The following is a 26880-nucleotide window of genomic DNA, read 5'->3' as shown; positions in this document are numbered from 1 at the left end:
TTGGTCGTCAGCTCAGGACGATGGTCACCGCGCGACGGTTCTGCGCGTAGCTGGCATCGTCCGAGCCCAGCGCGATCGGGCGTTCCTTGCCATAGCTGATCACGTTCATCCGGTCGGGCGACACGCCGCGCGCCGCCAGGTAATTCTTCGCCGCATTGGCGCGGCGGTCACCGAGCGCGAGGTTGTATTCGCGGGTGCCGCGCTCGTCGCAATGCCCTTCGATCGTGATCCGGACATTGGGATAGCGCTGCAACCAGGCGGCCTGGCTGTCGAGGATCGCGCGCGCCTCGGGATCGATATCATATTGGTCGAGCCCGAAATGGACCGTGTTCGACGTCACCGAGCGACGGAAGTCGGCGTCGGAGCCGGGGACGACCGCGCCGTTCGGGTTGGCGTTGGCACCCGCATTGGGATCGATCGGCGCATTCTGGTCGACCGGCGCGGGCGGCAGCACCGGGGGCCGCTTCTTGGCGCATCCGGCGATCGCGAGCGCCATGGTGGCGACGACGAGCGTGGTCTTGATCTTGGTCACTGGCTATCACTCCCTTTGAGTTCGGTTCGACCCGATGGCGGCCGACCGTAAACGCTTACGGACGCAACGGCCCCCAGGCCGGATCCGATCCGTCGAGCGGGGTCGGGATGCGGCGCTCGTTGACCCCGGTCAGGTCGACCATCCACACATCCGCCTTGCCCGACGCCCCTTGCGTCGAGCGCTGGAAGGTGATGACGCGGCCATTGGGGGACCAGCTCGGCCCCTCGTCCTGCCAGCTGTTGGTCAGCAGCTTTTCGCCGCCGCCCGACGGGCTCATGATACCGATCCGGAACGCCCCGCCCAGCTTGGTGAAGGCGATGAGGTCGCCGCGCGGGCTCCACACCGGCGTCGCGTAACGCCCGCCGCCAAAGCTGATCCGCTGCTGGTTGGAGCCGTCGGCGTTCATCACATAGATTTGCTGCCCGCCCGAGCGGTCGCTCTCGAAGACGATCTTCGAGCCGTCGGGCGAATAGCTGCCGCCGGTGTCGATGCCCGGCGCATTGGTCAGTCGCTGCGGCGTGCCGCCCTGCGACGAGACGCGGTAGATATCGGTGTTGCCCGCCTGCGCCATCGAGAACAGGATCCAGCGGCCATCGGGCGAGAAGCGCGGCGCGAAGGTCGTCGCGGCATTCTGCACCACCAGCCGCTGGCGCCCCGAACCGATGTCATAGACATAGATGGCGGGCCGCTTGTCGACATAGCTCATATAGACGATCGACTGCTGATTGGGTGCGAAGCGCGGGGTCAGCACGATCGACTGGCCGTTGGTCAGGAAGCGGTGGTTCGCGCCGTCCTGGTCCATGATCGCCAGCCGCTTGATCCGCCGCCCCTTGGGCCCCGTTTCGGAGACATAGGTGATCCGGCTGTCGAAATAGGGGCCTTCGCCGGTCAGCTTGGTATAGATGGTATCGGCGCATTTGTGCGCCGCGCGCCGCCAGTCGGACGGCGGCACCACGAAACCCTGCCGCGCCAGTTCGCTCCGCGCCAGCACGTCATAGAGATAGCAGCCGACCGTCAGCGTCCCGTCGCCATTGGCGCGGACATAGCCCTGGACCAGCGCCTGCGCGCCGGTGCCGTTCCAATAATCGAAGGCGGGCGCGGTCACTTCCGGAAAGGACACGGTGCGAAGCTGCGCGGGAGGAACGGGCGTGAACAGCCCCGAATTGCGCAGGTCGTTGGCGATGATCTGCGATAGCTGCTGGCCGACGACATCGGTGGTGCCCGCCGCGGTCTGCACGACCGCACTGGTCGGCATCGCGGGAATGGCGATCGGCATCGGCGCGGAGATGCCGCCCTCGACATCGACTACCAGCTCCTGCGATCCATTGGCAGGTGCTAACGTGGGCTGTTGCCCGGCGGCAGGCGCGGGCTGTGCCTGAGGTGCAGGCATGTCTTGAGCACCGACCGCACTTGCGGCCAGCGCCAGGGTGAGCGGAAGAGTCAGCAGGGAACGGGGCATAAGCATCATCCTCAACCCGAAAGTTTGTAATTCAGCGTGAACACGCGCCAGCCGCCGGGTACGTCATAGAGCTCTGGCGGCAAGCCGCGTAGCGGCGAACAGCCCTTGAACGTGGCGATGGCCAGCGCATTGACTCGATCGACATAGCGTTCGTTGTCGCCATCGACGCCGGTATGGCCGACGACGCGCGGCTCGGCGGCTAGGCTGCCGTCCCGATTAATCTGCAAACGAATCGCGACTTTGATACGATTCGCCTCCGGCGCCGGACTGACCTGACGATCGGCGCAAGGCTTCACTTGGCGACTGATCGCCGAGGCGATGTTGGCGAGCTGCTGCGCACCGATCTTCGCGGCGGGGGCCGCCTCCGACTTGGACGGCGACGGATCGGCGGACAGGCCCTTCAGGAAATTGTCGCCGAGCCGCGATCCGCGCGGCTTGCTGGCCGTCGCGGTTTCGCTCTTGCCGGTGCCGCGCGCAGCGGTGCTGGGCTTGGCGGGCGACGGCCTGGCCTCCGCCCTGCTCGGCTTGGCGGGTGCTGGCTTGGCGGGCGCCGGTTTCGCCGGAGCGGGCTTGGGCTGCGGCTTGGGGACCGGGCGCGGCTCGGGCTTGGCCGGTTCGGGCTTGGGCTGCGGTTTGGGTTGGGGCTTGGGCTGCGGTTTGGGCTGGGGAGCCGGGGGCGGCGGCACGGGTTCGGGTTGGGGCTCGGGCTCCGCCTCGACCGGCTCGGGCGGCGCGGCGTCCTCGGGCGCGCCCTGTTCCGGCGCGATCGACTGGGCGGGCTCCTGGTTCGGGGTGGGCGATTCGGCCTCGATCCCGACATCCTTCACCAGCGAGATGTCGATCGGCGTGACCTTCAGCTTTTCGGGGTTCGGCGTCGACAGGAAACCGACCGACAACAGGCCGAACAGGACGATATGCCCTGCGACCGCGACGGCCAGTCCGATCCGCTCACCACGCTCCATCAGCGGGGACCCGCCCCCTCGACCGTGACCAGCGACACGCGGTTGAGCCCGGCGCGGTTCAGCTCGCCCATCACCCGCATCACCCGGCCATAGTCCAGCGCCCGGTCGGCACGCAGATAGACCTGCGGCACCTGTCCATCGGGGTCCTTGCGCGCCGCGATCGCGTCCAGCCTGGCCGGCAGGTCCGCTTCGGTGATCTCATCGTCGTTGAGGAACATCCGCCCCTGTTCGTCGATCGAGATCTGCTCGGGCTTCTGCTCCTGCTCCAGCGCCTTGGCGCGGCTGTCGGGCAGGTTGACCGGCACGCCCGTGGTCAACAGCGGCGCGGTCACCATGAAGATGATCAGCAGCACCAGCATCACGTCGACCAGCGGCGTGACGTTGATCTCCGCCATCGGGGCGCGGCGGCCCCGACCGGATCGGGAGGGAAGGTTCATCGCCATCGCCCTTGCCCTTTCAACGCGCCTGGTCGAGCTGACGGCTGAGCGTGGTGTGGAAGCCGTCGGCGAAGCGGTTCAGCGACGCCTCGATCCGGTTCACCCCGTGGCTGAAGCGGTTATAGGCGATCACCGCCGGAATGGCGGCGAACAGGCCGATCGCGGTCGCGAACAGCGCCTCGGCGATACCCGGCGCGACGACCGCCAGCGACGAATTCTGCGCCTGAGCGATGCCGGTGAAGCTGCGCATGATGCCCCAGACGGTGCCGAACAGCCCGACGAACGGCGCGACCGAGCCGACCGTCGCCAGCACGTTCAACCGATCCGACAGCTTGTCGATCTCGCCCGCGACCGCCGATCCCATCGCGGTGGCCAGCCGCTCGCGCGTGCCGTCGCGGTCGATATGCCCGCCCGCGGTCGAGCGGCGCCATTCCTGCACGCCCGCCGAGAAGACCCGCGCGGAGGGCAGTTCATTGTCCTGCTCCATCCGGTGAAAGGCGTCGATATCCTCGGCCTTCCAGAAATCGCGCTCGAACCGGGTCATGCCCTTCTTCGTCCGCGCCAGCCTGCGCGAGAAGGCAACGATGATCGTCCAGGTCCAGATGCTGGCGAGCAGCAGCCCGATCATCACGAACTTCACCACCCAATCGGCCTGCAGGAACAGGGCGACGGGCGACAATGTGGCGGCATCCATGTTGAAGACGGGATTCATGGGTGTTGGGTGTCCCCCTGCCAGACAAGGCGTTGGTAGATGGCGATCCAGTCGGCGGGTTGCCGTCGCGGGCGGCCGTTCGGGCCGACCCAGGCGACAGTGACCCTGGCGTCGGTCAGCATGACCGCGCCGCACCTGACTGTCTGATGAATGACGACGCGCACCGCACTGACCTCGATCAGTTTCGATATGACGATCAGGTCGTCGTCGAGCCGCGCGGGGGCGGCATAGCGGAGGGCGATGTCGGTGACGGCATAGGCACCCTCGCCCGCCTCGTGCGCCGCACGCTGGTCGATCCCGGCGAGCCGCAGCATGTCGGAGCGGGCGCGCTCCATATAGCGGAGATAATTGGCGTGATAGACCACGCCCGACAGGTCGGTATCCTCGAAATAGACGCGCACCGGAAAGCGATGCCCGAACCCCTCGAAGCGGCCGCCGATCGGCTGGTGGTCTCCCGTCACCGTCATGGTGACCGTCCGTTAACGCATCCGCCCCCTCGAAGAAAGGCACTTGCACGCCTGTCACCTACGGGTTACATGACACCTATAGGTTACAGCCAGCAGGTACAGGAGTTCGTGATGAATCTCGTGGAGAAGGCCGAACGTAGGAGCCGCAGCCGGGCGATCCTGTTCTATCTGCTGGCGCTCAGCCTGCTCGCCTCGACGATCCTGGCGGTCACCAACGGCAACGAGGCGCCGAATCGCCTGCTGCCATGGTTCGTGATGGTCGGTGCGACCGCACTGAACCTGACCGGCCTGCCTTTTCGCTGGGGTCGATATGGGCCGGTTTCCGACCTGATGAATGACGAAACCACCCGCTATCACCGCCGATCGAGCTTTGAGGCCGGTTTCTGGGCGATGATCGTGGCGGCTGCGGCGACCATCGTGGTCGCGACGTTCGAGCCGCTGAATGCCATCGCACTGGGCCGGATCACGATAACCGCCGGCCTCATGGCCGCGCTGATCGCCTTCGCCACGCTGGAAATCCGCGCCAGTCGATGAGCGAAACGCTGGGCAACGACCTGAAGGCCGCGCGCGAGGCGGCAGGGCTGACGCAAGGCGGCCTCGCGGAAGCGATCGGAGTCAGTCGCAAGACGATCAACACGGTGGAGAATGGCGTCTTCCAGCCCTCCACCCTGCTCGCGCTCAAGCTGGCACGGGCGCTGGACCGATCGGTGGAATCGCTGTTCTGGATCGAGGGCTAGGCACGATCGACTTCATGTGGGACCTTCTCCCCTCTCCCCTGGACAGGGGAGAGGGGAGAAGAAGCGCATGTTTGGACGTCGATTCGACCTGGAGAGCCTCGCTCCGCACTCTCAGAGAGGCTGGATGTACCGGCGGCGTTTACTGGAGCGCCGCCGGATTCACCGTCAGGCTCGGCGGATTGATCACCGGCGGCGCATAGGGCTTTGCCGCGGGCACCGGCTGGCTCGACAGGACCGGCTGCGCGGCCGGGCGCGGCGTGACCTGGGGCGTGGCGCTCGCGGCCATGCTCAGCGGTGAGGCGGCTTGCTCGACGGGCACCATCGTGCCCGACCGCCATGCGTCATAGGCTCGGAAAAAGGCCACGAACGGCGCGTTCAGCTGGTCGAGATGCCGCGCCGCGCCGCCCTCGAACCCGTCGACGGCGCCGCCACTGATATCCGACAGGACCTGATCGGCGGCGGCGCAAAAGGTCTTGCGCACCGGCGTGATCGAGAAGAAATTATAGAGACGGGTCATCGCATCGTCATAGCGATCGCGCCAGTCGCCCCCCTGCGACTGGTATTCGGCCGAGTAGCGCTTCTCCGCCGCCGCCAGCGTGATCCGCTGGACGGTGAGCATGGTGTTGTAACGGGTGACGATCTGTCCCTCGTCCGGCCCGCGACAGGCAAGTGCGGCGACGTTGAGCGCCGAGCGGAGATGCCAGATCGTCGCGGCGCTGGTCAGCGAACGGTTCGGGGTATCGTAATTGCCATCGGGCAGCCGCACGGGGATGCGCATCCCCGGCGTCGCGCCCGGCGGCAGTGGCGCCTTGGCATATTGCGGTTGCGGTGCCGGGATCATCACCGGCGGCGGCGCGACCTTGGCGGTCTCGCGCGCGGCACACCCCGCCAGCGAAAGGCCGATCGCCACACCCGATAGAATACGCACACTCGCCATGACCCTGATCCCTTTACGCCCGCCCCCCGGCTGTTGGGCCATGTCATGGCGAATCAAGGTTAACACGTCGTAAGCCCTGCGATGAAGCGAGCCGTACATCCGGGGGCCGGAATTTTCCCCCGGCGCAGGGAGAATCAGGGGAAGGATCAGATGGCGCGGGCGACCAGGGCGGCGGCGGCTTCGGCCATGAGTTGCGCCAGGATGTCGGCGATCGGCTCTTCCTTCGTGACCATGCCGACCGACTGGCCCGCCATCACCGAGCCATGCTCGACATCGCCCTCGATCACCGCGCGGCGAAGCGCGCCCGCCCAGTAATGCTCGATCTGGAGCTGCGCCTCCATCATCGCGACCTTGCCCTCGTCGAGCGACTGGGCGACTTCGCGCTGCTTGGCGGTGAAGAGTTCGCCGCCCGCATTCTTGAGCGCGCGGACCGGGATGACCGGCAGGCGCGGGTCGATCTGCACGCTCGCCACCGCGTCGCGGGCCGAGGCGCGGATGAACGCCTTCTTGAAATTGGGGTGCGCGATCGATTCGGTCGCACAGACGAAGCGCGTGCCGAGCTGCACGCCCGCCGCGCCCATGTCGAGATAGGCGGCGATCGCCTCGCCCCGGCCGATGCCGCCCGCGACGAAGACCGGCACCTGGTTGGCGATCTCGGGCAGCATCTCCTGCGCCAGCACGCTCGTCGATACCGGGCCGATATGGCCGCCCGCTTCCATCCCCTCGATCACCAGCGCGTCGACGCCCGAGCGGATCAGCTTCTTGGCAAGGCTCAGCGCGGGCGCGAAGCAGATGACCTTGGCGCCGGTTTCCTTGATCGCCTCCAGCGCGCCCTTGGGTGGCAGGCCGCCGGCCAGCACGACATGGCCGACCTGGTGACGGCCGCACACCGCGATCAGGTCGAACAGCTGCGGGTGCATGGTGATCAGGTTCACGCCGAACGGGCGGCTGGTCATCGCCTTGGTGGCGGCGATCTCGGTATCGAGCAGTTCGGGCGTCATCGCGCCGCACGCGATCACGCCGAAGCCGCCCGCGTTCGACATGGCGGAGACGAGGTTGCGCTCCGACACCCAGGACATGGCGCCCGCCATGATCGCCATCTCGGCGCCGAGGAATTCCGCGCCGCGCGCCATGCGGGTGGCCAGGCGCTGTTCGCCAGTGGTGGTGATGTGGGTGTCGGTCATCGACGCTCCATGCCGTGGAGCGCGGCGGACGGCAAGATGGGAGCACATTCCTCCCTGAGCTTGCTCGGGGAGGGGGACCGCGCCCGCAGGGCGTGGTGGAGGGCATTCGCCCCTCGCCCCTCCACCATCGCTTCGCGATGGTCCCCCTCCCCAAGCCGCGCTTGGGGAGGAATTGGGGGTGTCAGGCCGCGTCGGCGTCCAGACCATAGGCGGTGTGCAGCACACGCACCGCCAGTTCGGTATAATCCTCTTCGATCAGCACGCTGACCTTGATCTCCGAGGTGGTGATGGCGAGGATGTTGATCCCCCGCGCGCCGAGCGTCTGGAACATGGTCGACGCCACGCCCGCATGGCTGCGCATCCCGACACCGACGACCGAGATCTTGGCGACCCGCGTGTCGTGGACCAGCTTGGCATAGCCGATCTCGCCATTCGCCTTTTCCAGCACGTCGAGGCTGCGCGCCAGATCGGCCGAAGGCACCGTGAAGGTCACGTCGGTCGAGGATGGGGTCGATCCGGTCGAATGCGCGATGTTCTGGACGATCATGTCCACGTTGATGCCTGCATCCGCGAGCGGCGCGAAGATCGCGCCGACCGAGCCGGGCCGATCCGGCACGGCGGTCAGGGTGATCTTGGCTTCGTTCTTGTCATGCGCGATGCCGGTGATGAGCTGGCGTTCCATATCGTCGATTTCCTCTTCGCCCACGATCAACGTGCCGCGATGTCCGTCTTCGTCCCGTGCGTCGTCGAACGAGCTGAGCACCCGGACACGCACCTGTTCCTTCATCGCCAGACCCACCGAGCGGGTCTGGAGCACCTTGGCGCCGACGCTGGCGAGTTCCAGCATCTCCTCATAGGTGACCTTCGACAGTTTCCGCGCACGCGGTACGATGCGCGGGTCGGTCGTGTAGACGCCGTCGACATCGGTGTAGATGTCGCACCGCTCCGCCTTCATCGCGGCGGCGACCGCGACCGCGCTGGTGTCCGACCCGCCGCGACCCAAGGTCGTCACCCGGTTGCCCTCGGCCACGCCCTGGAAGCCGGGGATGACCGCGACGACACCGCTGGCCAGGCTCTGGTCGAGCGCGGTCGTGTCGATCTCGCCGATGCGTGCCTTCGCGAACGCCGTGTCCGTGTGGATCGGCAACTGCCAGCCCAGCCACGAGCGGGCGGGGACGCCCATCGCTTGGAGCGTGATCGCCAGCAATCCGCTGGTGATCTGTTCGCCCGCCGAGACGACGACGTCATATTCCTGGGGATCGTAGAGCGACGAGGCCTCGCGGCAGAAACCGACCAGCCGGTCGGTCTCCCCCGCCATCGCGGAGACGACGACCGCGACCTCATGGCCCGCCTCCACCTCGCGTTTGACCCGCGCCGCCACGTTGCGGATGCGCTCGATTCCGGCCATCGAGGTGCCGCCGAACTTCATCACGATACGGGCCATGCGGTTTTTGCCAATCTCCTTGGGGTAAAACGGCGGTCCTGATAGGTAGCCCCCATGACGAACGCAAGCCATTTGAACGATTCTACCATTATCGGGGCTGAAGCCGCACATTTCGGAAAGATGGCCGCCGATTGGTGGGATCCCAAGGGATCGAGCGCGATGCTCCACCGGCTGAACCCGCCCCGGCTGCGCTATATTCGCGAGCAGATCGACCTTCACTGGGATGCCGATGGGCAGGGCTTCACCCCGCTTGCGGGCAAACGCGCGCTGGATGTCGGCTGCGGCGCGGGGTTGCTGTGCGAGCCGCTGGCCCGGCTTGGCGCGGCGGTGACCGGGCTCGACGCCGCACCGGAGAATGTCGCGGTCGCCGCCGCCCATGCCGCGCAATCGGGGCTGGCGATTCAGTACCGCGCGGGTAGCGTCGAGGGGCTGGCGGGCGAGACCTTCGACCTCGTTACCTCGCTGGAGGTGATCGAGCATGTCGCCGATCCGGCGCGATTCGTGCGCGGGCTGGCCGATGCGCTGGCGCCGGGCGGGCTGTTGATCCTGTCGACGCCAAATCGCACGCCGCTGTCGAGACTGGCGCTGATCACCATCGCCGAGGGGACGGGTACGATCCCCAAGGGGACGCATGACTGGTCGAAGTTCCTGACGCCCGAAGAGTTGTCGTCATTGCTGAAAGACGCCGGGCTGACGGTACGCGACGTGCGCGGCCTGAGCTATTCGCCGACCAAGGGTTTCGCGGTCAGCGACTCGACCGCGCTGGATTATTTCGTGACCGCGATTCGCTGACCCTCCACTCCTCCTCACGGGATCACATTGCACCTTTGAGACCATCCCGGCGAAGGCCGGGATCCAGTTGGGACACGCGGGGAAGTCTTGTCTTCGTAGCGCAACTGGACCCCGGCCTTCGCCGGGGTGGAAGGTATGGGCGTGGAAGGCCCAACTTTCGTCACGATCCGCTGCAAGGGGCGGGACTCGTTTGGATTCACCCCATGTCTTCACGCCCAAGATCGTCCCCGAACCGACTCCTGATCCTGCTCGCCGTCGCGCTGGCCGCCCGCGCGCTGACCTTCGGCAATCCGGTGGTGCATGTGGACGAGGAATTCTATTTCTTCACCGGACATTCGATGTGGCAGGGCGCATGGCCCTTCGTCGACGTCTGGGACCGCAAGCCGATCGGGCTTTTCCTGCTCTATGCGCTGCCCGCCGCCTTCGGTTTCCCGGGGGGTATCTGGGCGTATCAGGCGATGGCGCTGGCCAGCGTGGTGGCGACCGCATGGCTGATCGCGCGGATGGCCGAACGGCTGGGCTGGGGCGCGGGGGCGATGGCGGCGGGAATCGCCTATATCCTGTGGCTCGACCTTCTCGGCGGGCAGGGGGGGCAGGCGCCGGTCTTCTACAATCTGCTGATGATGGGCGCGGCCTGGACCATTCTCGAATCGGATCGGCAGCGGGCGCGCAGCCTCGGCATCGTGGCGATGGCGCTGGTCGGCATCGTGCTCCAGATCAAATATTCGGCGGTGTTCGAGGGGATGGTGTTCGGGCTCTGGCTGCTCGCGTCCGAATGGCGGCGGAGCCGGTCGCCGGTCGCGCTGATGCTGTACGGTATCGGGCTGGTGGCGGTGTCGCTGATCCCGACGGCGCTGGCGGCGGGGGTCTATGCCGCGATCGGGCAGTGGGACGCGTTCCTCTACGCCAATTTCCTGTCGATCTTCCATCGCAACCCCGATCCGCTGTCCGAACTGGCGGGCAATCTGGGGCAGATGATCCTGATCCTCTCGCCCATCGTCACGCTGGCGGTGCTGGGATTGAAGCGGACATGGCGGGGCGACGGCGAGCACGGCTTCCTTGCCGTCTGGCTGGGCGCGGCGATCGTCGGCGTCCTGCTGTTCCGGCCCTGGTTCGACCATTATGGCCTTCCCATCCTCCTCCCCGCCTGCACCGCCTCGGCCGCGATGCTGGGAAGCGGGGCGTGGCGGCGGCGCCATGCCCCTGCCCTGCTGCTGACCGTCGCGCTCGCCGGACAGGTCGTGCTGCTGGCATTGCGACACGAGCGCGGCGACGGAACGCAGTTCACCGCGCTGGCGACGGCGGTCGGCAAGGGGCCGGGCTGCCTCTATGTCTATTCGGGCAGCACCATGCTCTATGTCGCGACCGAGCGATGCGCCCTGTCGCGCTGGATCGTACCGGCCCATCTCAGCCGCGCGCGCGAAGCCGGGGCGACCGGCGTCGACCAGGATGCCGAGATCACCCGCATCCTCTCGCGACATCCCGCCGTCGTCGTGATGCGGCCGCCCTATAATGGCGAACGGCCCGAGGCACATGCGCGCGTCCTGGCGGCGATGGCCGGCGGCTACCGGCTGACCGCCAAACTGCCGATGGGCAATGAGACGATCAGCGTCTATAAATCCGCGCGATGAAACGCCTTCTCGCCTCGATCCATGACGTGTCCCCCCGGTTCGAGGGGGCGGTCGATGCGCTGTTCGACCGGCTGTCGGGCCATCTCGGTGGCCCGCGCCTGGCCATGCTGGTCATCCCCGACCATTGGAACAGCGCACCGATCGCGCCGGGCACGCCCTTCGCCACGCGGCTGCGCGACTGGGCGGACATGGGGATCGAGATGTTCGTCCATGGCTGGTCGCACAAGGACGACATGGTCCACACCGATTCCAGGACCGCGCTGAAGGCCAGGCACATGACGGCGGGCGAGGGCGAGTTCGTCGGCCTGCCCCGCGACGAGGCGTTGCGGCGGATGCGGCGAGGGACCGCGCTGATCGAGGATATCATTGGTCGCCGCGCGACCGGCTTCATCGCGCCCGCCTGGCTCTATTCGGACGAGGCGCGGGCAGCGCTGGGTGACGCGGGCTTCGGCCTCGCCGAGGATCATTTCCGTGTCTGGACGCCCGCCGATGGCAGGATCATCGCGCGCGGTCCGGTCGTCACCTGGGCCAGCCGGTCGCGCGGACGCCAGCTCAGTTCGCTCGCCGCCGCCGCCGTGCTGCGCCATGGCCTGCGCCCGACGCCCGTGGCGCGAGTCGCGGTGCATCCGGGCGACAACGGCGTGCCCGCGCTGCTCGACAGCATCGACAAGACCTATTCCCGGCTGGCGAAGACGCACAGGCCCTCGCGTTACGTGGATCTCCTGGCGGCCTGACCCCCACGCCAGCAGCGGCGAGCGATCAGCGCGCTGCGAGCGCGTGGAGGAAGCGATGCCGCTCCTCAGAGCCGCGCGGGTAGCGGGCCAGCGTCTTCGCTTCCGCCTTTGTCAGCGTGAACGGGCGATAGCCTTTATCGCTCAGACATTGCTCGACATCGCCGACCTGGATCGCGTGTACCAAACGCTTCTGTCGATCGGGGCGCACGCGCTGCACCGAATCGATCCATGCATCGATGTTGGGAGACCCCGCCCCGTTCAGGCCGTTGTCCGCGGTCTCGAATCCCCGGATGAACCGCTTGGCCGGTTCGTCCTGCGAGACGTCACGGAAATAGCCGATCTTGGCACATTCGACCGCGTCGGTGCGATATTGGGCGAAGCCGACGCCGGGCTTGCCCCAGCTTTCGACCGGAGGACGGTCCGCCGCCAGGGCCGCGCCGGACGACGCCAGCAGGATGCCGATCACGACTGCGAGGCCACGACTCACCGACGGTCTCCCATGACATTTGTGTCATGATGACATACGCGCCGTCCCTTCGAAAGGTCCGCCTGGCCTCAGGCGACCGCCCGCTGATGCTGGTCGCCATCCAGCAGCCGCTGATAGCGTGCGATCAGCGCCTCGGCATGGTCGCGGTCGCTGAACACCTTTCCCGCCGCCACACGCGCGGCGTTGCGCAACATGCGCTGGTCGCGCGCCAGCAGCCGCTCGATCGCCTGTGCACAGGCGGCGCCATCACGGGCGCGAAACGTCTCGGCGAAGAGCGGGCTCGCGACCTCGGCGCATCCGCCATAATCGGGCACGACCAGCGGCAGCCCCGAGGCCAGCGCCTCGGACGCGACCAGTCCGAAGGTCTCGGTCTCGCAACCATGGACCAGCGCGTCGCAGCTCGCCATGATCCGGGCGAGGCGCGGGCGGTCATAGACCGGGCGGAACAGCCGTATATGCGGACTGCCGGCGATCCGCTTCTCGAGCGTCCGGCTGGCGACGCCGCCACCGATCAGGATCAGGCCGATCGGCCGGGTCGAGGCGACCCGCTCGACAGCGTCGATGACCATCGGCCAGCGCTTTTCGGGATGATGCCGCCCCAGGCCCAGCAGCAGATGCGCATCCTCCGGGAGCGCGCATTGGGCCAGCAGCGCGGCGCGAAGCCGCTCGTCCCGGTGATCGGGCGAGAAGAAATGCCGTTCGATACCGAGGGGTATCCCCTCGTCCACCCGCACGCCGCGCTTGCCGAGCCGCTTGACCAGCGCCGGACCGTTGGACAGCACCAGGTCGTAATGGTCGAGGAAGCGGTTCATGTAGCGGCTGTACCAGCTGAACCAGTCCTCCACCCGCTCCTGCGCGACGATGCCGTCCAGCCAGCGCACCGGATAGGTGCCGACATTGTCGTTGTGCATGAAGAAGACCTTCTTCGCACGCCCCTGCCAGCTGGCGACGAACCAGGCGGGCTTGGCGGGCGAGGAGACTTCGACGATGTCGGGATCCAGCTCGTCGAGCAGGCGGCAGACGGGCGCACCGTCCCAGAACATCCCGTAATTGGTGTCGAGGATCAGGCGCGGCGCCTTGATATAGATGATCTTGCCGCCGCCGGGACGCTCCTCGACCACGTCCTCGGTGCCCGGGGCGAGCACGATCAGCTCATGGCCCATCTCGGCCAGGATCGACATCTTGCGGTCGATATAGGTCCGCACGCCACCGCCGGTGGGCGAATAGAATTCGTTGACGTCGACGATGCGCATCGTCTTCCCCTTAATCCACCGGCCCGAAGCCGCCCAGCCCACGCAGATACTGGGCCCGAATGTTCGTCGTCACCACCCCGTTCGGCACGTCGATCAGCGCGTAGGCGAGCGGCGGCTTGCGACGGCCAAGCTTGGTGTTGGACGGGAAGCCCGCCCCGTCGCTCCAGAAGTTGAACTTGTTCTTGCCGTCGCGGTCATGCGTGAAGAGCAGCGCAAAGCGGCCGGGGTGCGGCACGCGGATGCATATCGCGATCGGCCCGCCGCCCGCGGGGGTCGGCACCGACACCCGGCGGAAGGTCTTGCCCGCGCGCTCCAGGACGCCGTCGTCCTGCAGGAAGTCGTCCTGATTGGCCGGGTAGAGTTCCAGCTTCAGATTGCCCTTGCGATCCTTCAGCCCCTCGATCCGCACCAGGATCGCGGGGCCGCCGCTGGCGCAGGCCGCCGCGTCGCTGCCCAGCACCTGCGCCGGGGCCGCCTGGGGCAACCATGCCGCGGCCAGCGCCGCCGCCATCATCGTCATCGTCTTAGGGGTCATACCCGCACCCTCCGCACCAGTTCCGCCACACCGAACCCCGCGATCAGCACGACATGGACCAGAAGGGTCAGTGCCGCGGTGAACGCGATCAGTTCGCTCAGTTGCTGATCCTGCCCGATCAACAGGATCGCGAAATTGGCGAAAAGAAGGTCCTTGTTGGGCACGAGCGGCAGACGCGAGACCAGCAGACGTGCCGCCGACAGGAACAGCCACATGCCGAGCGATACCGTGGGCATCCCGAAATGCCAGGCGAGCGCGACCAGCAGCGAGTTGGCGATCAGGCGCACGCAATGGACCATGAAGATCCACCACAGCGTCTTGCGATCGAGCGAAAAGACCCGCCGCGAGAAGATCAGGAAGGGCAGCGAGGTCGCCATGACGATCGCGATCGATCCCCAGACCAGATGCAGTTGCTCATGCGTCAGCAATTCGCGACCCACGGGCAGCGCGAGGCCGATCATGATGAGGGTGATCGCATTGCCCGCGATCGCCGACAGGATGCCGACATCCTTGACCGCCCCGAACGGCGCCGCGACCATCTTCGCATTGGCGCGCGCCCAGGCGTAGAAATAGGCCTCGCCCGAATAGCTGAAGGCCACCTCGTTGGCGATCCGCTTGCGGATCAGCGCGGCGAGGCCGCTGGTCGGAATCCCCCACAGGCGACGGAAGATGATATAGTCGCCGATCGGCAGCGCCATGTAGAGCCCGACGAACACGATGTAGAACAGCGGGTTGGTCGGCACCGAATGGCTGAGCCCCACCAGGCCGCGGCCGAGCAGCTCGTGCCCCAGCCCGACGACCATCGCGATCGTCAGCAGTCCGCCGATGATCGCGGGCCAGCGCCGCTTCACCGTCTTCAGCGGTTCCAGCGCGGCGATATCGCGCGCGACCGGCGCCCCCGATGCCGGGGTGCCGACAGGCAGGGCCTGTGGCGGGTTCATGGGATCATCTCGTTCATTCTGCACGTTAGGGAGATTCCTCGGCGGCGTTCGCCGGTGGCGCCCGCTAACCTCAACACTGCTTTCTCGCACCTGAATAAGAATTCACCTCTGGGGGGCGATTGTGTCGAGCTTAGGGCTGAATCTGACATATTTGCGCGACAAGCTACGCGTACCCCCGGCACCCGATCCACTCTTCAGCCGTTATGGGGGCTCATGCCAGCCGATCATATACTGACCTATGCGCTGGCGATGCGGGGCGGTGCGGAAGCCGCGCTGGCCCGGATGCTCCAGGGATGGCTCCGCCACGGACGGCGCGTGACGCTGGTCCTCGGCGAGGACAGTGGCCAGTTTCAGAACGGCGTGCCCGCCGGTGTCGATATCGTCACCCTGGGGCATCAGCGCTATGCCGGGCTGTGCACCACGCTTCCCGCGATGATCGAGCGGGTGCGCCCCGACATCGTCTTCTGTCCGGGCAATCACTATACCAGCATGGCGGCCTGGGCGCGGCTGCGGCTGGCGGATGGCTGCCCGCCGATCGTCGGCAAGATGTCCAACGCGGTCGATCGGGGGGACCATCATCCGCTGATCGCCTGGGGCCAGCGGCAATGGCTGGCGCGGCACCGGCTGTTCCTCGATTCGCTGGTCGCGATGACCCCCGCCACGGCGCGCGCCGCGCGGGCGGCGACCGGGCTGTCGGTCGCGGTCATCCCCAATCCGCCGTCCGCGCCGTCGCCCTCGCCCTGGTCCGACGCGATCCTGCCGCCCGGTCGGCGGATACTGGGCGTGGGTCGGCTGGAGCCGCAGAAGCGCTGGGACCGGCTGATCACCGCGATGACCCATCTGCCCGAGGATATCGGGCTGACCATCCTGGGCGAGGGCAGCCTGCGCCCCGCGCTGACCGCGCAGATCGAAGTGCTGGGGCTGGAGCATCGGGTGTCGCTGCCCGGTCATGTCGCCAACCCGGCCGCCGCGATGGCCGCCGCCCCGGTGCTGGCGCTGCCGTCCGATTATGAGGGGGTGCCCGGCGTGCTGCGCGAGGCGCTGGCGGTCGGCACCCCCGTCGTCACCACCGATTCGAGCCCGGCGGTGCACGAGATCGTCAGCGACCCGTCGCTCGGCACCATCGTTCCGCGCGACGACCTGGCCGCGCTGGTCGCGGGGCTCCGGCAGTGGCTCAGCCCGGTCGCCCCGCGCCCCGATCCGGTGCCGCAGCCCGGACAGGATTCGGCGGAACGCTATCTGGCCCTGTTCGATTCGATCGTCACCGCGCGGCGGCGGCGCGACGATCTGGTGTCCGAACCGGTTTCAGCCGATATCGGCCTCGGCGCGCGCGCTGTCGCCGTCGCGCGCCGCCTCGCGCTCCGACCGGCGCTTTAGCGCGGTCTTCGCCATCGCCGTCATCGGATCGGCCAGCGCGAGCCCGAGAATGCCGAACAGCGCGCTCGCCATGATCTGCGTCGACAGGGTCAGCGCGGGCGGCAGGTCAACGGTCCGCTTGGCGACCATCGGCACCACGACATAACCGTCGAAGGTCTGCACGATGACATAGGTGCCGATCGCCCAGAAGCCCGCATCGCTTCCCGCCGAAAAGCCGACCGCGATCATCAGCGTGCCGGTGATGATCGCCCCGACATTGGGAATGAACGCCAGCACGCCCGCGATGATGCCCAGCAGCAGCGCCATCGGCACGCCCCCGACGGTCAGCGCGATGCCGGTCAGCACCCCCTCCACCGCCATGCCCAGCAACCGCCCGGCGAGCAGCTTGCGCAACGTGCTCATCATCCGCTTCTGCGTGATCGCGAATTCGGGGCGCGCGGCGCGCGGCACCACCCATTGCAGGCCGCGCGCATAGCCTTCGGGATCCATCGCCAGGAACAGGCCGATGATCAGGATCATGAACATGGTGGTGACCGCGCCCACCGCCGTGCCGACCCAGGAGGTCAGCTTGCCGATCGAGCCGACCGACTGTTTGAGCAGGCCGTTGATGTCCGAGGTGCCGGGCATCAGCCCCTGCGACGCGAGCCAGCCGCTCAGCCGCCCCGCCTGCGTCTCCAGCGTCGAGCGGAGCTGGGTCACCTGCTGGGTCATCTCGACCCCGGTCAGGTAGAAGGTGCCGAGCAGGAACGCCGTCACCGCCAGCACGACGATCAGGAGCCGCCAGCCACGCCCGATCGGCAGCACGCGGCCCAGCAACCGGACGCCGCCGTCGAGCAGCGTGGCGAAGACCAGCCCGGCGAAGATCACCAGCAAGGGCTGGACCAGCAGCACGGTCACCGCCATCGCGGCGATCAGGCCCAGCCAGATCGCGGCGCGGGTCAGCTCCCGCCGGACGAACCCTTCGCGAAACTCGATCGGGGCGGGATCGTCGGTCAGCGGGGCGGGATCCGTCATTGGCCCGCCGCCACCTTGGCCGGATGGAGCGAGGTGCCCGCGCGGCCCGACCGAAGCGAACCCCACCAGGTCAGCGGATTGAGCGTCGCATCGCCGTCCAGGCTGAAGGTCACGAACTCGGCGCGGCCACCGATATTCTCATAGGGAACGGGGCCGCCCAGCCCCAGCTCGGCGAGCGAGAAACGGCTGTCCGCCGAGCGGTCGCGATTGTCGCCCATCAGGAAGACATGGTTGGCGGGAATGGTGATCGGGCCGTAATTGTCACCCGGGCTCCAGCCCAGCTCGACCGTGTCGTAGCGGCGGTTGTTGGGCAGCGTCTCGGTCACGATCGGCAGGTGGCAGACCCATTGTCCGCCGGGCGACCGGACCTTGGCCTCGTCGCCATAATCGGACGCCTTGCACGGGCTGTTCGTGTCGACGGGGATGTCGATATAGTGGAGCGGGCCGCGCCGCACCGGCTGGCCGTTCAGGATGACGGTGCCGTCGCGTACCTCCAGCCGGTCGCCGGGCAGGCCGATCACCCGCTTGATATAGTCGTTGTGCGTTCCCGGCGGCGTAACGATCACCACGTCGCCGCGAGTCGGCAGCGACCCGAACAACCGGCCATGGATGAATGGCAGCTGCGCGCTCCAGCTCTGTTCGGGCTCGCGAAGGACGACCGACTTGAAGATCGCGACCGGGTTGGGGATGGTCGGCGAGATATAGGACCAGCCATAGGCGAACTTGCTCACCACCAGCCGGTCGCCGACGCGCAGCCCCGGCAGCATCGATTCGGAGGGGATGTAGAAAGGCTTGGCGATGAAGCTGTGAAAGCCCAGCACGATCAGCAGCAGCCAGAACAGCCCCTTGACCTCGGACCACAGGTCGGTGCCCTTCTTCCTGGCGACCGGCGTCGGGGGCGGTGGCGCCGCGTTCACCGGTTTGTCCGCGGGAGCGCCCTGGTTCGTGTCCAACACCGCGTCGTTCATGCGGAAACTTCCGGTCGTGCCTCGATCACGACAAGGGCCTGCGCCCAGGGGTGATCGTCGGTCATGGTCAAGTGAATATGCGCGACGTGGCCCGCCGGGGTCATCGCGTCAAGTCGTTCGCGTGCGCCGCCGGTCAACACCAGCGTCGGCGCGCCACCGGGCCCGTTGACGACGCCGATGTCGCGCATGAACACGCCTTGCGCGAATCCGGTGCCGACCGCCTTCGAAAAGGCCTCCTTGGCGGCGAAGCGCTTGGCGTAGGTGCCCGCGCGCGTGAAGGGGCGCCTGGCCGCCTTGGCCTGTTCCACGTCGGTGAAGCACCGCGCCTCGAACCGTCCGCCATGGCGATCCAGCGCGGCCTGTATCCGCTCGATATTGCAGAGGTCCGAACCCAGGCCGATGATCACCGGCATTCCTCCCCTGCAAGGCGCGGTGGCAGGGCGAAGCCGTGGTGGAGGGGTGTCACGGCCAGCGGCGACGCCCCTCCAGCACGGCTTCGCGGCGGTCTCCCTCCCCAGGCACCGCTTGGGGAGGATCGGGTGATGCCCCTCACCGCGCCAGGTCCATCGCGGCGCGCATCTTGCGGACCACCTCCGGCAAGCCGACGAACACCGCGTCCGCGATCAGGAAATGCCCGATGTTCAGCTCGCGCACTTGCGGGATCGCGGCGATGGGCGCGACATTGTCATAGGTCAGGCCGTGCCCGGCATGAACCTCGATCCCGTTCTTCGCCGCCAGCGCCGCCGCGTCGGACAGGCGACGCAGCTCGTCGGTCCGCTCGGGGCCGTTCAGCTCGGCATAGCGGCCGGTGTGCAGCTCGACGACCGGCACGCGCAGGTGCAGCGCCGCCTCGATCTGGCGGGGATCGGGCTCGATGAACAGCGAGACGCGGATCCCCGCCTCGCCGAGCGTCGCGACCATGGGGCCGAGCCATTCGCGCTGCCCGGCGGCGTCGAGACCGCCCTCGGTCGTGCGCTCCTCGCGCTTTTCGGGAACGATGCAGGCGGCGTGCGGGCGATGCCTGAGCGCGATGGCCAGCATCTCCTGCGTGGCCGCCATCTCCAGATTCAGCGGAACGGTCAGCTCCGCCGACAGCCGCGCGATGTCGTCATCGGTGATGTGCCGCCGATCCTCGCGCAGATGCGCGGTGATGCCGTCCGCGCCCGCCTGCACGGCGATCAGCGCCGCCTTCACCGGATCGGGATAGCCCGCGCCGCGCGCGTTCCGCACGGTCGCGACATGATCGATATTCACACCCAGGCGAAGATGCTCGGTCATGCCGCCGCGCGACTCCCGGGCTTGATCGCGGGGATCGCCGCCAGTTCGGGGGGCAGATCGTCGGGGCTGTAGCTCGGCACATCGAGTCGGATCAGCGGGAAGAAGGGCACGCCCAGATCGGCCTTGCCGTTCGACCGGTCGACCAGCGAAGCCGCCGCGATCGTCTCGCCCCCCTCGCGCGCGATGGCGGCGATCGCTTCGCGACTCGACAGGCCGGTGGTGACCACATCCTCCATCATCAGCACCTTCTGCCCTGGCTCCAGCCGGAAGCCGCGACGCAGGTGGAAGGTTCCCTCCGGCCGTTCGAGGAACATGCCCGGCACACCCAGCGCACGCGCCATCTCATGCCCGACGATGACGCCGCCCATCGCGGGGGCGACGACGGCGCTGATCCCGTCGCGGATTTCCGCCGGGATCGTCGCGGCGACCGCCTCGCACAGCCGCGCGGCGCGGGCCGGGTCCATCAGGACACGCGCACATTGCAGATAGCGCGGGCTGCGCAATCCGGAGGACAGGATGAAATGCCCTTCGAGCAGCGCCTCGGCGGCACGGAACTCGGCGAGGACGTCTTCATCGGTCATGGGGCAACTCCGGCATCGGTCAGATGACCAGGCCTCATAGAATCGCCCCTCGACCGGTGCAATGACGCTTCGCACCGCCAAGGGTTGAGGGGGCGCGGTCCCGTGCTATAGTCGACTGACAAAAACGACATGAGGCCCCGTCAAGGGCCCGTCGGATGACCGACGGACCGACGAGGGAGGATGGGAGACGAGAGCGGGATGAGCGAGGTCAAGCGCATGTCCGGACCCCGGAGGATGAGGATGCCGAAACGGATGAAGGCGCTGGCGATCGCCGCCGGGCTGGGCTGTGCCGCTTTGTCGGGGGCCGCGCTCGCGACTCCCGCCGCGCCGCCGGCCGCCGCCCCCGCCCCGCAGGCCGCGGCCGAACCGGCGGGGGTGTCCAACACCGCCCCGACCACCGCCGCCGCACCCGCCACCGCCGCCCCGGCCAGCCCGCTGCTGGCGCAGGACGGTGCACCGGTGACGACGATCGATCCCCAGGTCGGCCTGCCGATCAACGGCAAGATCGGGCTCCAGCCGCAGGTGACGAAGAACGGCGTGTTCGCGCACTGGATGCACAACGACGTGCTGATGCCGGTGATCACGATCATCTGCATCCTGGTCCTGCTGCTGCTCGTCTGGGTCGCCTTCCGCTATCGCCGCGCGGCCAATCCGGTGCCGTCCAAGACCAGCCACAACACGCTGGTCGAGGTGCTGTGGACGCTCGGCCCCGTCGTGGTCCTGGTCCTGATCGCCATCCCCTCGATCGGCCTGCTGCAGGCGCAGTTCAAGCCCGCGCCCGCCGGTGCCGTCACGCTGAAGGCGATCGGCAACCAATGGTATTGGACCTATCAATATCCGGATCATGGCGGGATCGAGATCACCGCCAACATGCTGAAGGAAAAGGATCAGGTGTCACCCGGCGAGCGCGCGCGCACCGATGCCGACGGTCCGCGCCTGCTGGCGGTGGACAACCGCATCGTCCTGCCCGTCGGCGTGCCGATCCGCCTGATCACCACGTCGAACGACGTCATCCATAGCTGGGCCATCCCGGCCTTCTGGATGAAGCTGGACGCGGTGCCCGGCCGGTTGAACGAGACGAGCTTCACCATCGACAAGCCCGGCCTCTATTTCGGGCAATGCTCCGAGCTCTGTGGCGCGCGCCACGGCTTCATGCCGATCGCGGTGCAGGCGGTGCCCCCGGCGCAGTTCGCGGCGTGGATCGCGGCCAAGGGCGGCAAGATGCCCGGCTCGACGGCCCCCTCCGCCTCGGTCATTCCGCAGCCGGGTGCCGAGGGTTCGAAGGTCGAAGCGACCCAGGCCAATGCGGCCGAGGCGGTCACCGGCCCCGCCGACAATCTGGCCACCCCCGCCGTTTCCCCCCCTTCCGCGCAAGGCGCCACCGGCAATCCGGCGGGCCCCGGCAACGCTGGACAATAAGCCATGACCGACACCGCACTTCACCCCGGATCGGCTTTCGTCGGTCATGAAGACCATAACCACGCGCACCATGACGCCGATCACAAGCCCGGCTTCTTCGCGCGCTGGTTCCTGTCGACCAACCACAAGGATATCGGCACCCTCTATCTGATCTTCGCGATCGTCGCGGGGATCATCGGCGGGGCGATCTCCGGCCTGATGCGCGCCGAGCTGCGTGAGCCCGGCATCCAGTATCTCGGCATCTGGGCCGGGCTGCTGCACGGCGGCGCGCAGAGCCTCGACCAGTCGCTCCACCTGTGGAACGTGCTTATCACCGCGCACGGGCTGATCATGGTCTTCTTCATGGTCATGCCCGCGATGATCGGCGGGTTCGGCAACTGGTTCGTGCCGATCATGATCGGCGCGCCCGACATGGCGTTCCCGCGCATGAACAACGTGTCCTTCTGGCTGCTGATCCCCGCCTTCACGCTGCTGCTCGCCTCGCCCTTCTTCGGGTCGGGCGCGGGTGTCGGCTGGACCGCCTACGCCCCGCTATCGACCTTCGGCGAGCCGGGTCCATCGGTGGACATGGCGATCCTGTCGCTGCATCTGGCGGGTGCGTCGTCGATCCTGGGCGCGATCAACTTCATCACCACCATCTTCAACATGCGCGCGCCGGGCATGACCCTGCACAAGATGCCGCTGTTCGTCTGGTCGGTGCTGGTCACCGCCTTCCTGCTGCTGCTCTCGCTGCCGGTGCTGGCGGCGGCGATCACCATGCTGCTGACCGACCGCAACTTCGGCACGACCTTCTTCGACCCCGCCGGGGGCGGCGACCCGATCCTGTACCAGCATCTCTTCTGGTTCTTCGGTCACCCCGAAGTCTACATCATGATCCTGCCGGGCTTCGGCATCGTCAGCCAGATCATCGCGACCTTCAGCCGCAAGCCCGTCTTCGGCTATCTCGGCATGGCCTATGCCATGGTCGCGATCGGCGTGGTCGGCTTCGTCGTGTGGGCGCACCACATGTTCGCCACCGGCCTGAGCGTGAACACCAAGATGTATTTCACCGCCGCGACGATGATCATCGCGGTGCCGACGGGTATCAAGATCTTCTCGTGGATCGCGACCATGTGGGGCGGCAGTCTCACCTTCAAGACGCCGATGGTGTGGGCGATCGGTTTCATCTTCATGTTCACCGTCGGCGGCGTGACTGGCGTGGTGCTGGCGAATGGCGGCATCGACGATTACATGCACGACACCTATTATGTCGTGGCGCACTTCCACTACGTCCTGTCGCTGGGTGCGGTGTTCGCGCTGTTCGCGGGCTTCTATTACTGGTTCCCGAAGATGTCGGGGAAGATGTATAGCGAGCTGCTCGGCCAGCTTCACTTCTGGGTGTTCTTCGTCGGCGTGAACCTGTTGTTCTTCCCGATGCACTTCCTGGGGCTGCAGGGTATGCCGCGTCGCATTCCCGACTATCCGGCGGCCTTTGCCGACTGGAACAAGCTGGCGACCCATGGCTATGAGATCATGGCGCTGGGCATGGTGTTCTTCTTCGTCAACCTGGTCTGGTCGCTGGTCGCGGGCAAGCCCGCCGGGGACAATCCCTGGGGCGAAGGTGCGACGACGCTGGAATGGACGCTGTCCAGCCCGCCACCCTATCACCAGTTCGAGACGCTGCCGCGGATCGACTGATCCCTGCCACCCCTCGCGACGGAAAGGGCCCCCACCTCTGGTGCGGGGCCCTTTTCTTATGCCCGCCACATTCCGTCGGGCCGCCCCCGCCAGACGGGTCCGAAAGCGCGACGGAGCGAAGGCCGGATTCATGATTCGTTAGCCACGTCGGCGCATCCTGACACCGGGGCGACATTTGGTCGGTGCGGGCGGGTATCCTATCATGACGGTGCTGGAAGACGGGGCGGTGCCGAATGCGGCAACCGTCGACATGGCGGCGGTCGCGCCGGTCGATCGGGCGGACGGCGCGACCGGCGTCGTGCCGCTCCTCGCGCTGGCGGCCTGCGGCGACGGCGGCGGCGCGAGCGGCGGCGGCTCTTCGGCATCGGGCGGCACGACGACGGTCGTGGTGGTCAACGCCGCGCCCACCGCCACCGAGGCGAGCCGCTTCCTCGCACAGGCCAGCATGGGCGCCACGCGAGCGATGATCGATACGGTCGTCTCGCGCGGCTACGACGGCTGGCTGAGCGATCAGTTCGCCCTGCCCCGCGCGACCACCCATTGGGACTGGATGACCGCCAACGGCTATGACGCCGCCGCCAACAGGAATACGCTGGCGGGCTTCGACCCGTCGATGTGGCGGCAGATGATCGTCGAGCCCGACCAGCTTCGCCAGCGGATCGGCATGGCGCTGCTCGATATACTGGTCGTCGGCATCGACGGCGTCACCGATGCGTGGCGCGCGTTCAGCATGGCCGCCTATGTCGACCTGCTGCTCGACAATGCGTTCGGCAATTATCGCGACCTGCTCGGCGCGATCACGACCAATTTCGCGATGGCGACCTATCTGACCTTTCTGAACAACCGCAAGGCCAACCCGACCACGGGCCTGCAACCCGACGAGAATTACGCGCGCGAGCTGATGCAGCTCTTCACGCTGGGCCTCTACCAGCTCAACATGGACGGCTCGGTCAAGACCAATGGCGGGCAGCCGATCGAGACCTATGGCCAAGCCGATGTGTCGGGCCTGGCGCGCATCTTCACCGGCCTGTCGCCCGCGACGAGCGACAGCACGACCACCGCACGCTATCGCCAGCCACTGGTGATGAACGCCGCAATCAACGAGACCGGCGCGTCGAGCTTCCTCGGCACCACCGTGACCGGCGGGGGGATGGCGGGCGTGACGTCGGCGCTCGACACCATCTTCGCGCATCCCAACATACCGCCCTTCGTCGCGCGGCAGCTGATCCAGCGGCTGGTCACCAGCAACCCCTCGCCCGCCTATATCAACCGGGTCGCGAGCCGCTTCGCGGACAATGGCCAGGGCGTGCGCGGCGACATGAAGGCAGTGATCCGCGCGATCCTGCTCGACAGCGAGGCCCGGTCGCTGCCGACCGCCGCGACGGCGGGCAAGCTGCGCGAGCCGGTCCTGCGGCTGACCGGATGGGCGCGGGCGTTCGCGGTCAACTCGCCATCGGGCGCCTGGGCGATCGGCGACACGTCCAACCCCTCGACCCGGCTGGGTCAGGCCAAGGGGCACAGCCCCTCGGTCTTCAACTTCTACCGGCCCGGCTACACCCCGCCGGGGACCAGCATCGCGGCCGCCGGGCTGGTCGCGCCGGAGTTCCAGATCACCAACGAGCAAAGCGTCGTCGCCTATGTCAATTACATGTACGGGCTGATCGCCAACGGCACCGGCGACGTGAAGGCCGATTACAGCGCGATCCTGACCAAGGCCGCCGACTCGCAAGCGCTGGTCGACGAGGTCAATCTGGTGCTGGCGGCGGGACAGCTTTCCGCCACGACGGTCACCGCGATCCGGACGGCGGTCGACACCGTGTCGGCGACCGCGACCAACGGCCCCGTCAACCGGGTCGGCATCGCCGTCCTGCTGGCCATGGCCTCCCCCGACTATCTGACCCTGCGGTGAGCATCATGACGCAAGACCAGTCCCGTCGCGCCTTCCTCAAGCGCAGTGCGTTGCTCGGCCTGGCCGGGACCGCCACCCCCTTCGTCACCAGCCTGGCCGCGATCGGTGAGGCCGCCGCCGCCACCGCCTCGGACTATAAGGCGCTGGTCTGTGTCTTCCTCTATGGCGGCAACGACTATGCCAACACGCTGGTCCCCTATGACGAGAGCAGCTTTGCCGCCTATCGCACCGCACGCGCCAATATCGGCTATCAGCGCGACGCGCTGGCGGCCACGGTCCTGAACCCGGCGGTCGCGCTGCCCGGCGGGCGCGCCTATGCGCTCTCGCCCTCGATGCCCGAAATGAGCCAGCTCTTCGCGGCGGGGAAGATGGCGGTCGCGCTGAACGTCGGCACCCTCGTCGAGCCGACGACCAAGGCCCAATATACCAATCGCACCGTCAAGCTGCCGCCCAAGCTGTTCAGCCACAACGATCAGCAGAGCTTTTTCCAGGCATCGAACCCCGAGGGCGCAACCAGCGGCTGGGGCGGGCGGATCGGCGACGTGTTCCAGGGCGGCAACGGCACGGCGGCGCTCACCTGCATCAACACCAGCGGCAATGCGGTCTATCTGACCGGGCGCAGCGCGATCCAATATGCGGTGGGCACCGGGGGCCCGATCCCGCTGATCAACAACAGCCGCACCCTCTATGGCTCGTCCTCCGCGCTCGACACGCTGCGCAGCCTGATGACCACCGAGTCGGGTTTCGCGATGGCCAGCGAACATGCGCGGATCAGCAAGCGCGCCTTCGACATCCAGGCCCGACTCGGCAGCGCGCTCGCCGGGGCGCCCGCCGCCAATTTCCCGCTCTTCCCCTCGAACAACGGCCTTGCCGACCAGCTCAGGATGGTCGCCCGGATGATCTCGGTCAGCCAGACGCTGGGGCTGAAGCGACAGGTCTTCTTCGTCTCGATCGGCGGGTTCGACCTGCACGACAATCTGGTCGCGCAGCATCCCGGACTGCTCGCCAGGGTGTCGGCGGCGATGAAGGCCTTCTACGACACGACCGTCGCCCTGGGTGTCGCGGAGCAGGTGACCAGCTTCACCGCCTCCGACTTTGGCCGGACGCTCCAATCGAACGACGATGGATCGGATCATGGCTGGGGCGGGATGCACTTCCTGGTCGGCGGCGCGGTGCGCGGGCAGCGTTTCTATGGCAAGGCGCCGATCGTCGGCACCGGGACCGGCGACGATGTCGGCCAGGGCCGGTTGCTGCCGACCATGTCGGTCGACCAATATGCCGCGACGCTCGCGAGCTGGTTCGGGGTCGATTCGAACGGCCTGCGCACCGTCCTCCCCAATATCGGCAATTACGACAGCGCGACATGGGATCAGGGCTTTCTGGGCGGATAAGGGCTTTCCGGGCTGAGTTGAG

The 26880-nt window shown here is 67.5% G+C and carries 28 protein-coding genes; 10 read left to right on the top strand and 18 right to left on the bottom strand.

Translation table 11 applies throughout. The features are described from left to right. Nucleotides 1–7: 7 nt before the first annotated feature. The 6 genes from pal to LRP66_RS14480 are packed head-to-tail and all read right to left on the bottom strand — an operon-like array spanning nucleotide 8 to nucleotide 4569. Nucleotides 8–532: a peptidoglycan-associated lipoprotein Pal gene (gene pal / locus LRP66_RS14505; RefSeq protein WP_230483316.1), complete on the bottom strand. Its 525-nt coding sequence runs from the start codon at nucleotides 530–532 to the stop codon at nucleotides 8–10. 55 nt (nucleotides 533–587) lie between these two features. Beyond that, nucleotides 588–1991, bottom strand: a complete 1404-nt coding sequence (gene tolB, locus LRP66_RS14500; RefSeq protein ID WP_230483315.1) for a Tol-Pal system beta propeller repeat protein TolB — start codon at nucleotides 1989–1991, stop codon at nucleotides 588–590. An 11-nt stretch (nucleotides 1992–2002) separates the two neighbouring features. Further along, a complete protein-coding gene (locus LRP66_RS14495) occupies nucleotides 2003–2953 on the bottom strand; it encodes a cell envelope biogenesis protein TolA (RefSeq protein ID WP_230483314.1) in 951 nt (316 codons plus the stop codon). After that, the gene (gene tolR, locus LRP66_RS14490; protein ID WP_230483313.1) at nucleotides 2953–3396 is read right to left on the bottom strand and encodes a protein TolR; all 444 of its coding nucleotides are present in this window, start codon (nucleotides 3394–3396) and stop codon (nucleotides 2953–2955) included. Before tolR ends, LRP66_RS14495 begins: the two co-directional genes overlap by 1 nt. 13 nt (nucleotides 3397–3409) lie before the next feature. Further along, nucleotides 3410–4102 carry a protein TolQ gene (gene tolQ, locus LRP66_RS14485; protein WP_230483312.1) on the bottom strand — a complete coding sequence of 231 codons (693 nt, stop codon included), beginning with the start codon at nucleotides 4100–4102 and terminating at the stop codon, nucleotides 3410–3412. Beyond that, nucleotides 4099–4569, bottom strand: a complete 471-nt coding sequence (locus LRP66_RS14480; RefSeq protein WP_230483311.1) for a YbgC/FadM family acyl-CoA thioesterase — start codon at nucleotides 4567–4569, stop codon at nucleotides 4099–4101. The genes tolQ and LRP66_RS14480 overlap by 4 nt, the downstream gene beginning before the upstream one ends. A 108-nt stretch (nucleotides 4570–4677) precedes the next feature. Here LRP66_RS14480 and LRP66_RS14475 point away from each other — a divergent pair, with 108 nt between their 5' ends. Together LRP66_RS14475 and LRP66_RS14470 are read left to right on the top strand one after the other, a co-directional pair. Beyond that, on the top strand, nucleotides 4678–5103 hold the full coding sequence (locus tag LRP66_RS14475) for a hypothetical protein (RefSeq protein WP_230483310.1): 426 nt from the start codon (nucleotides 4678–4680) through the stop codon (nucleotides 5101–5103). Continuing rightward, a complete protein-coding gene (locus LRP66_RS14470) occupies nucleotides 5100–5306 on the top strand; it encodes a helix-turn-helix transcriptional regulator (protein WP_230483309.1) in 207 nt (68 codons plus the stop codon). Before LRP66_RS14475 ends, LRP66_RS14470 begins: the two co-directional genes overlap by 4 nt. Nucleotides 5307–5445: 139 nt before the next feature. Here LRP66_RS14470 and LRP66_RS14465 read toward each other — a convergent pair whose 3' ends face one another. The 3 genes from LRP66_RS14465 to LRP66_RS14455 form a co-directional block, all read right to left on the bottom strand. Next, nucleotides 5446–6243, bottom strand: a complete 798-nt coding sequence (locus LRP66_RS14465) for a hypothetical protein (RefSeq protein WP_230483308.1) — start codon at nucleotides 6241–6243, stop codon at nucleotides 5446–5448. Between the two features lie 146 nt (nucleotides 6244–6389). Next, a complete protein-coding gene (locus LRP66_RS14460) occupies nucleotides 6390–7376 on the bottom strand; it encodes an NAD(P)H-dependent flavin oxidoreductase (RefSeq protein WP_443026702.1) in 987 nt (328 codons plus the stop codon). Nucleotides 7377–7608: 232 nt separating this feature from the next. Beyond that, entirely contained in the window at nucleotides 7609–8871 is a 1263-nt protein-coding gene (locus LRP66_RS14455; protein ID WP_230483306.1) for an aspartate kinase, read from the bottom strand. A 54-nt stretch (nucleotides 8872–8925) separates the two neighbouring features. On the opposite strand from LRP66_RS14455, the gene ubiG reads away from it, so the two are divergent. From ubiG to LRP66_RS14440, 3 genes are all read left to right on the top strand, one after another. Beyond that, a complete protein-coding gene (ubiG, locus tag LRP66_RS14450; RefSeq protein ID WP_268992464.1) occupies nucleotides 8926–9663 on the top strand; it encodes a bifunctional 2-polyprenyl-6-hydroxyphenol methylase/3-demethylubiquinol 3-O-methyltransferase UbiG in 738 nt (245 codons plus the stop codon). Nucleotides 9664–9866: 203 nt separating this feature from the next. After that, complete coding sequence (locus LRP66_RS14445; RefSeq protein ID WP_230483304.1) at nucleotides 9867–11294, top strand: hypothetical protein; 1428 nt, start codon at nucleotides 9867–9869, stop codon at nucleotides 11292–11294. Then, on the top strand, nucleotides 11291–12028 hold the full coding sequence (locus tag LRP66_RS14440) for a polysaccharide deacetylase family protein (RefSeq protein ID WP_230483303.1): 738 nt from the start codon (nucleotides 11291–11293) through the stop codon (nucleotides 12026–12028). Before LRP66_RS14445 ends, LRP66_RS14440 begins: the two co-directional genes overlap by 4 nt. A 25-nt stretch (nucleotides 12029–12053) precedes the next feature. Here LRP66_RS14440 and LRP66_RS14435 read toward each other — a convergent pair whose 3' ends face one another. The 4 genes from LRP66_RS14435 to LRP66_RS14420 all read right to left on the bottom strand — a co-directional run bounded on the left by LRP66_RS14435 (nucleotide 12054) and on the right by LRP66_RS14420 (nucleotide 15244). Further along, nucleotides 12054–12515 (bottom strand): hypothetical protein, encoded by a 462-nt coding sequence (locus tag LRP66_RS14435; RefSeq protein ID WP_230483302.1) that lies wholly within the window; start codon nucleotides 12513–12515, stop codon nucleotides 12054–12056. Between the two features lie 68 nt (nucleotides 12516–12583). Continuing rightward, nucleotides 12584–13768, bottom strand: coding sequence for a glycosyltransferase (locus tag LRP66_RS14430; protein WP_230483301.1), 1185 nt, complete (start codon nucleotides 13766–13768; stop codon nucleotides 12584–12586). Between the two features lie 10 nt (nucleotides 13769–13778). After that, entirely contained in the window at nucleotides 13779–14303 is a 525-nt protein-coding gene (locus tag LRP66_RS14425) for a DUF2141 domain-containing protein (protein ID WP_230483300.1), read from the bottom strand. Then, nucleotides 14300–15244, bottom strand: a complete 945-nt coding sequence (locus LRP66_RS14420) for a hypothetical protein (RefSeq protein WP_230483299.1) — start codon at nucleotides 15242–15244, stop codon at nucleotides 14300–14302. The genes LRP66_RS14425 and LRP66_RS14420 overlap by 4 nt, the downstream gene beginning before the upstream one ends. Nucleotides 15245–15457: 213 nt before the next feature. Here LRP66_RS14420 and LRP66_RS14415 point away from each other — a divergent pair, with 213 nt between their 5' ends. Next, nucleotides 15458–16621 (top strand): glycosyltransferase, encoded by a 1164-nt coding sequence (locus tag LRP66_RS14415; protein WP_230483298.1) that lies wholly within the window; start codon nucleotides 15458–15460, stop codon nucleotides 16619–16621. Here LRP66_RS14415 and LRP66_RS14410 read toward each other — a convergent pair. The 5 genes from LRP66_RS14410 to pyrE all read right to left on the bottom strand — a co-directional run bounded on the left by LRP66_RS14410 (nucleotide 16550) and on the right by pyrE (nucleotide 20462). Beyond that, nucleotides 16550–17635, bottom strand: coding sequence for an AI-2E family transporter (locus LRP66_RS14410; RefSeq protein WP_230483297.1), 1086 nt, complete (start codon nucleotides 17633–17635; stop codon nucleotides 16550–16552). The two genes, LRP66_RS14415 and LRP66_RS14410, sit on opposite strands and share 72 nt — an antisense overlap. After that, nucleotides 17632–18603 carry a signal peptidase I gene (gene lepB / locus LRP66_RS14405; RefSeq protein ID WP_230483296.1) on the bottom strand — a complete coding sequence of 324 codons (972 nt, stop codon included), beginning with the start codon at nucleotides 18601–18603 and terminating at the stop codon, nucleotides 17632–17634. Before lepB ends, LRP66_RS14410 begins: the two co-directional genes overlap by 4 nt. Then, nucleotides 18600–19010 (bottom strand): holo-ACP synthase, encoded by a 411-nt coding sequence (acpS, locus tag LRP66_RS14400; RefSeq protein WP_230483295.1) that lies wholly within the window; start codon nucleotides 19008–19010, stop codon nucleotides 18600–18602. Before acpS ends, lepB begins: the two co-directional genes overlap by 4 nt. Before the next feature lie 142 nt (nucleotides 19011–19152). Beyond that, a complete protein-coding gene (locus LRP66_RS14395) occupies nucleotides 19153–19881 on the bottom strand; it encodes a pyridoxine 5'-phosphate synthase (RefSeq protein ID WP_230483294.1) in 729 nt (242 codons plus the stop codon). Next, nucleotides 19878–20462 carry an orotate phosphoribosyltransferase gene (gene pyrE / locus LRP66_RS14390; RefSeq protein WP_230483293.1) on the bottom strand — a complete coding sequence of 195 codons (585 nt, stop codon included), beginning with the start codon at nucleotides 20460–20462 and terminating at the stop codon, nucleotides 19878–19880. Before pyrE ends, LRP66_RS14395 begins: the two co-directional genes overlap by 4 nt. Before the next feature lie 240 nt (nucleotides 20463–20702). Between pyrE and coxB the strand changes: the two genes are divergently transcribed. From coxB to LRP66_RS14370, 4 genes are all read left to right on the top strand, one after another. After that, the gene (coxB, locus tag LRP66_RS14385; protein ID WP_443026701.1) at nucleotides 20703–21881 is read left to right on the top strand and encodes a cytochrome c oxidase subunit II; all 1179 of its coding nucleotides are present in this window, start codon (nucleotides 20703–20705) and stop codon (nucleotides 21879–21881) included. 3 nt (nucleotides 21882–21884) lie between these two features. Then, nucleotides 21885–23558 carry a cytochrome c oxidase subunit I gene (ctaD, locus tag LRP66_RS14380; protein WP_230483291.1) on the top strand — a complete coding sequence of 558 codons (1674 nt, stop codon included), beginning with the start codon at nucleotides 21885–21887 and terminating at the stop codon, nucleotides 23556–23558. Nucleotides 23559–23760: 202 nt separating this feature from the next. Continuing rightward, nucleotides 23761–25467 carry a DUF1800 domain-containing protein gene (locus LRP66_RS14375; RefSeq protein ID WP_230483290.1) on the top strand — a complete coding sequence of 569 codons (1707 nt, stop codon included), beginning with the start codon at nucleotides 23761–23763 and terminating at the stop codon, nucleotides 25465–25467. A 5-nt stretch (nucleotides 25468–25472) separates the two neighbouring features. Beyond that, nucleotides 25473–26858 (top strand): DUF1501 domain-containing protein, encoded by a 1386-nt coding sequence (locus LRP66_RS14370; RefSeq protein WP_230483289.1) that lies wholly within the window; start codon nucleotides 25473–25475, stop codon nucleotides 26856–26858. Nucleotides 26859–26880: the final 22 nt, after the last annotated feature.

The organism is Sphingomonas sp. Leaf21 (assembly GCF_916858675.1).
GTDB lineage: Bacteria > Pseudomonadota > Alphaproteobacteria > Sphingomonadales > Sphingomonadaceae > Sphingomonas.
The sequence above is the reverse complement of the archived record's forward strand: the minus strand, read 5'-3'. Positions and strand labels throughout refer to the sequence as shown.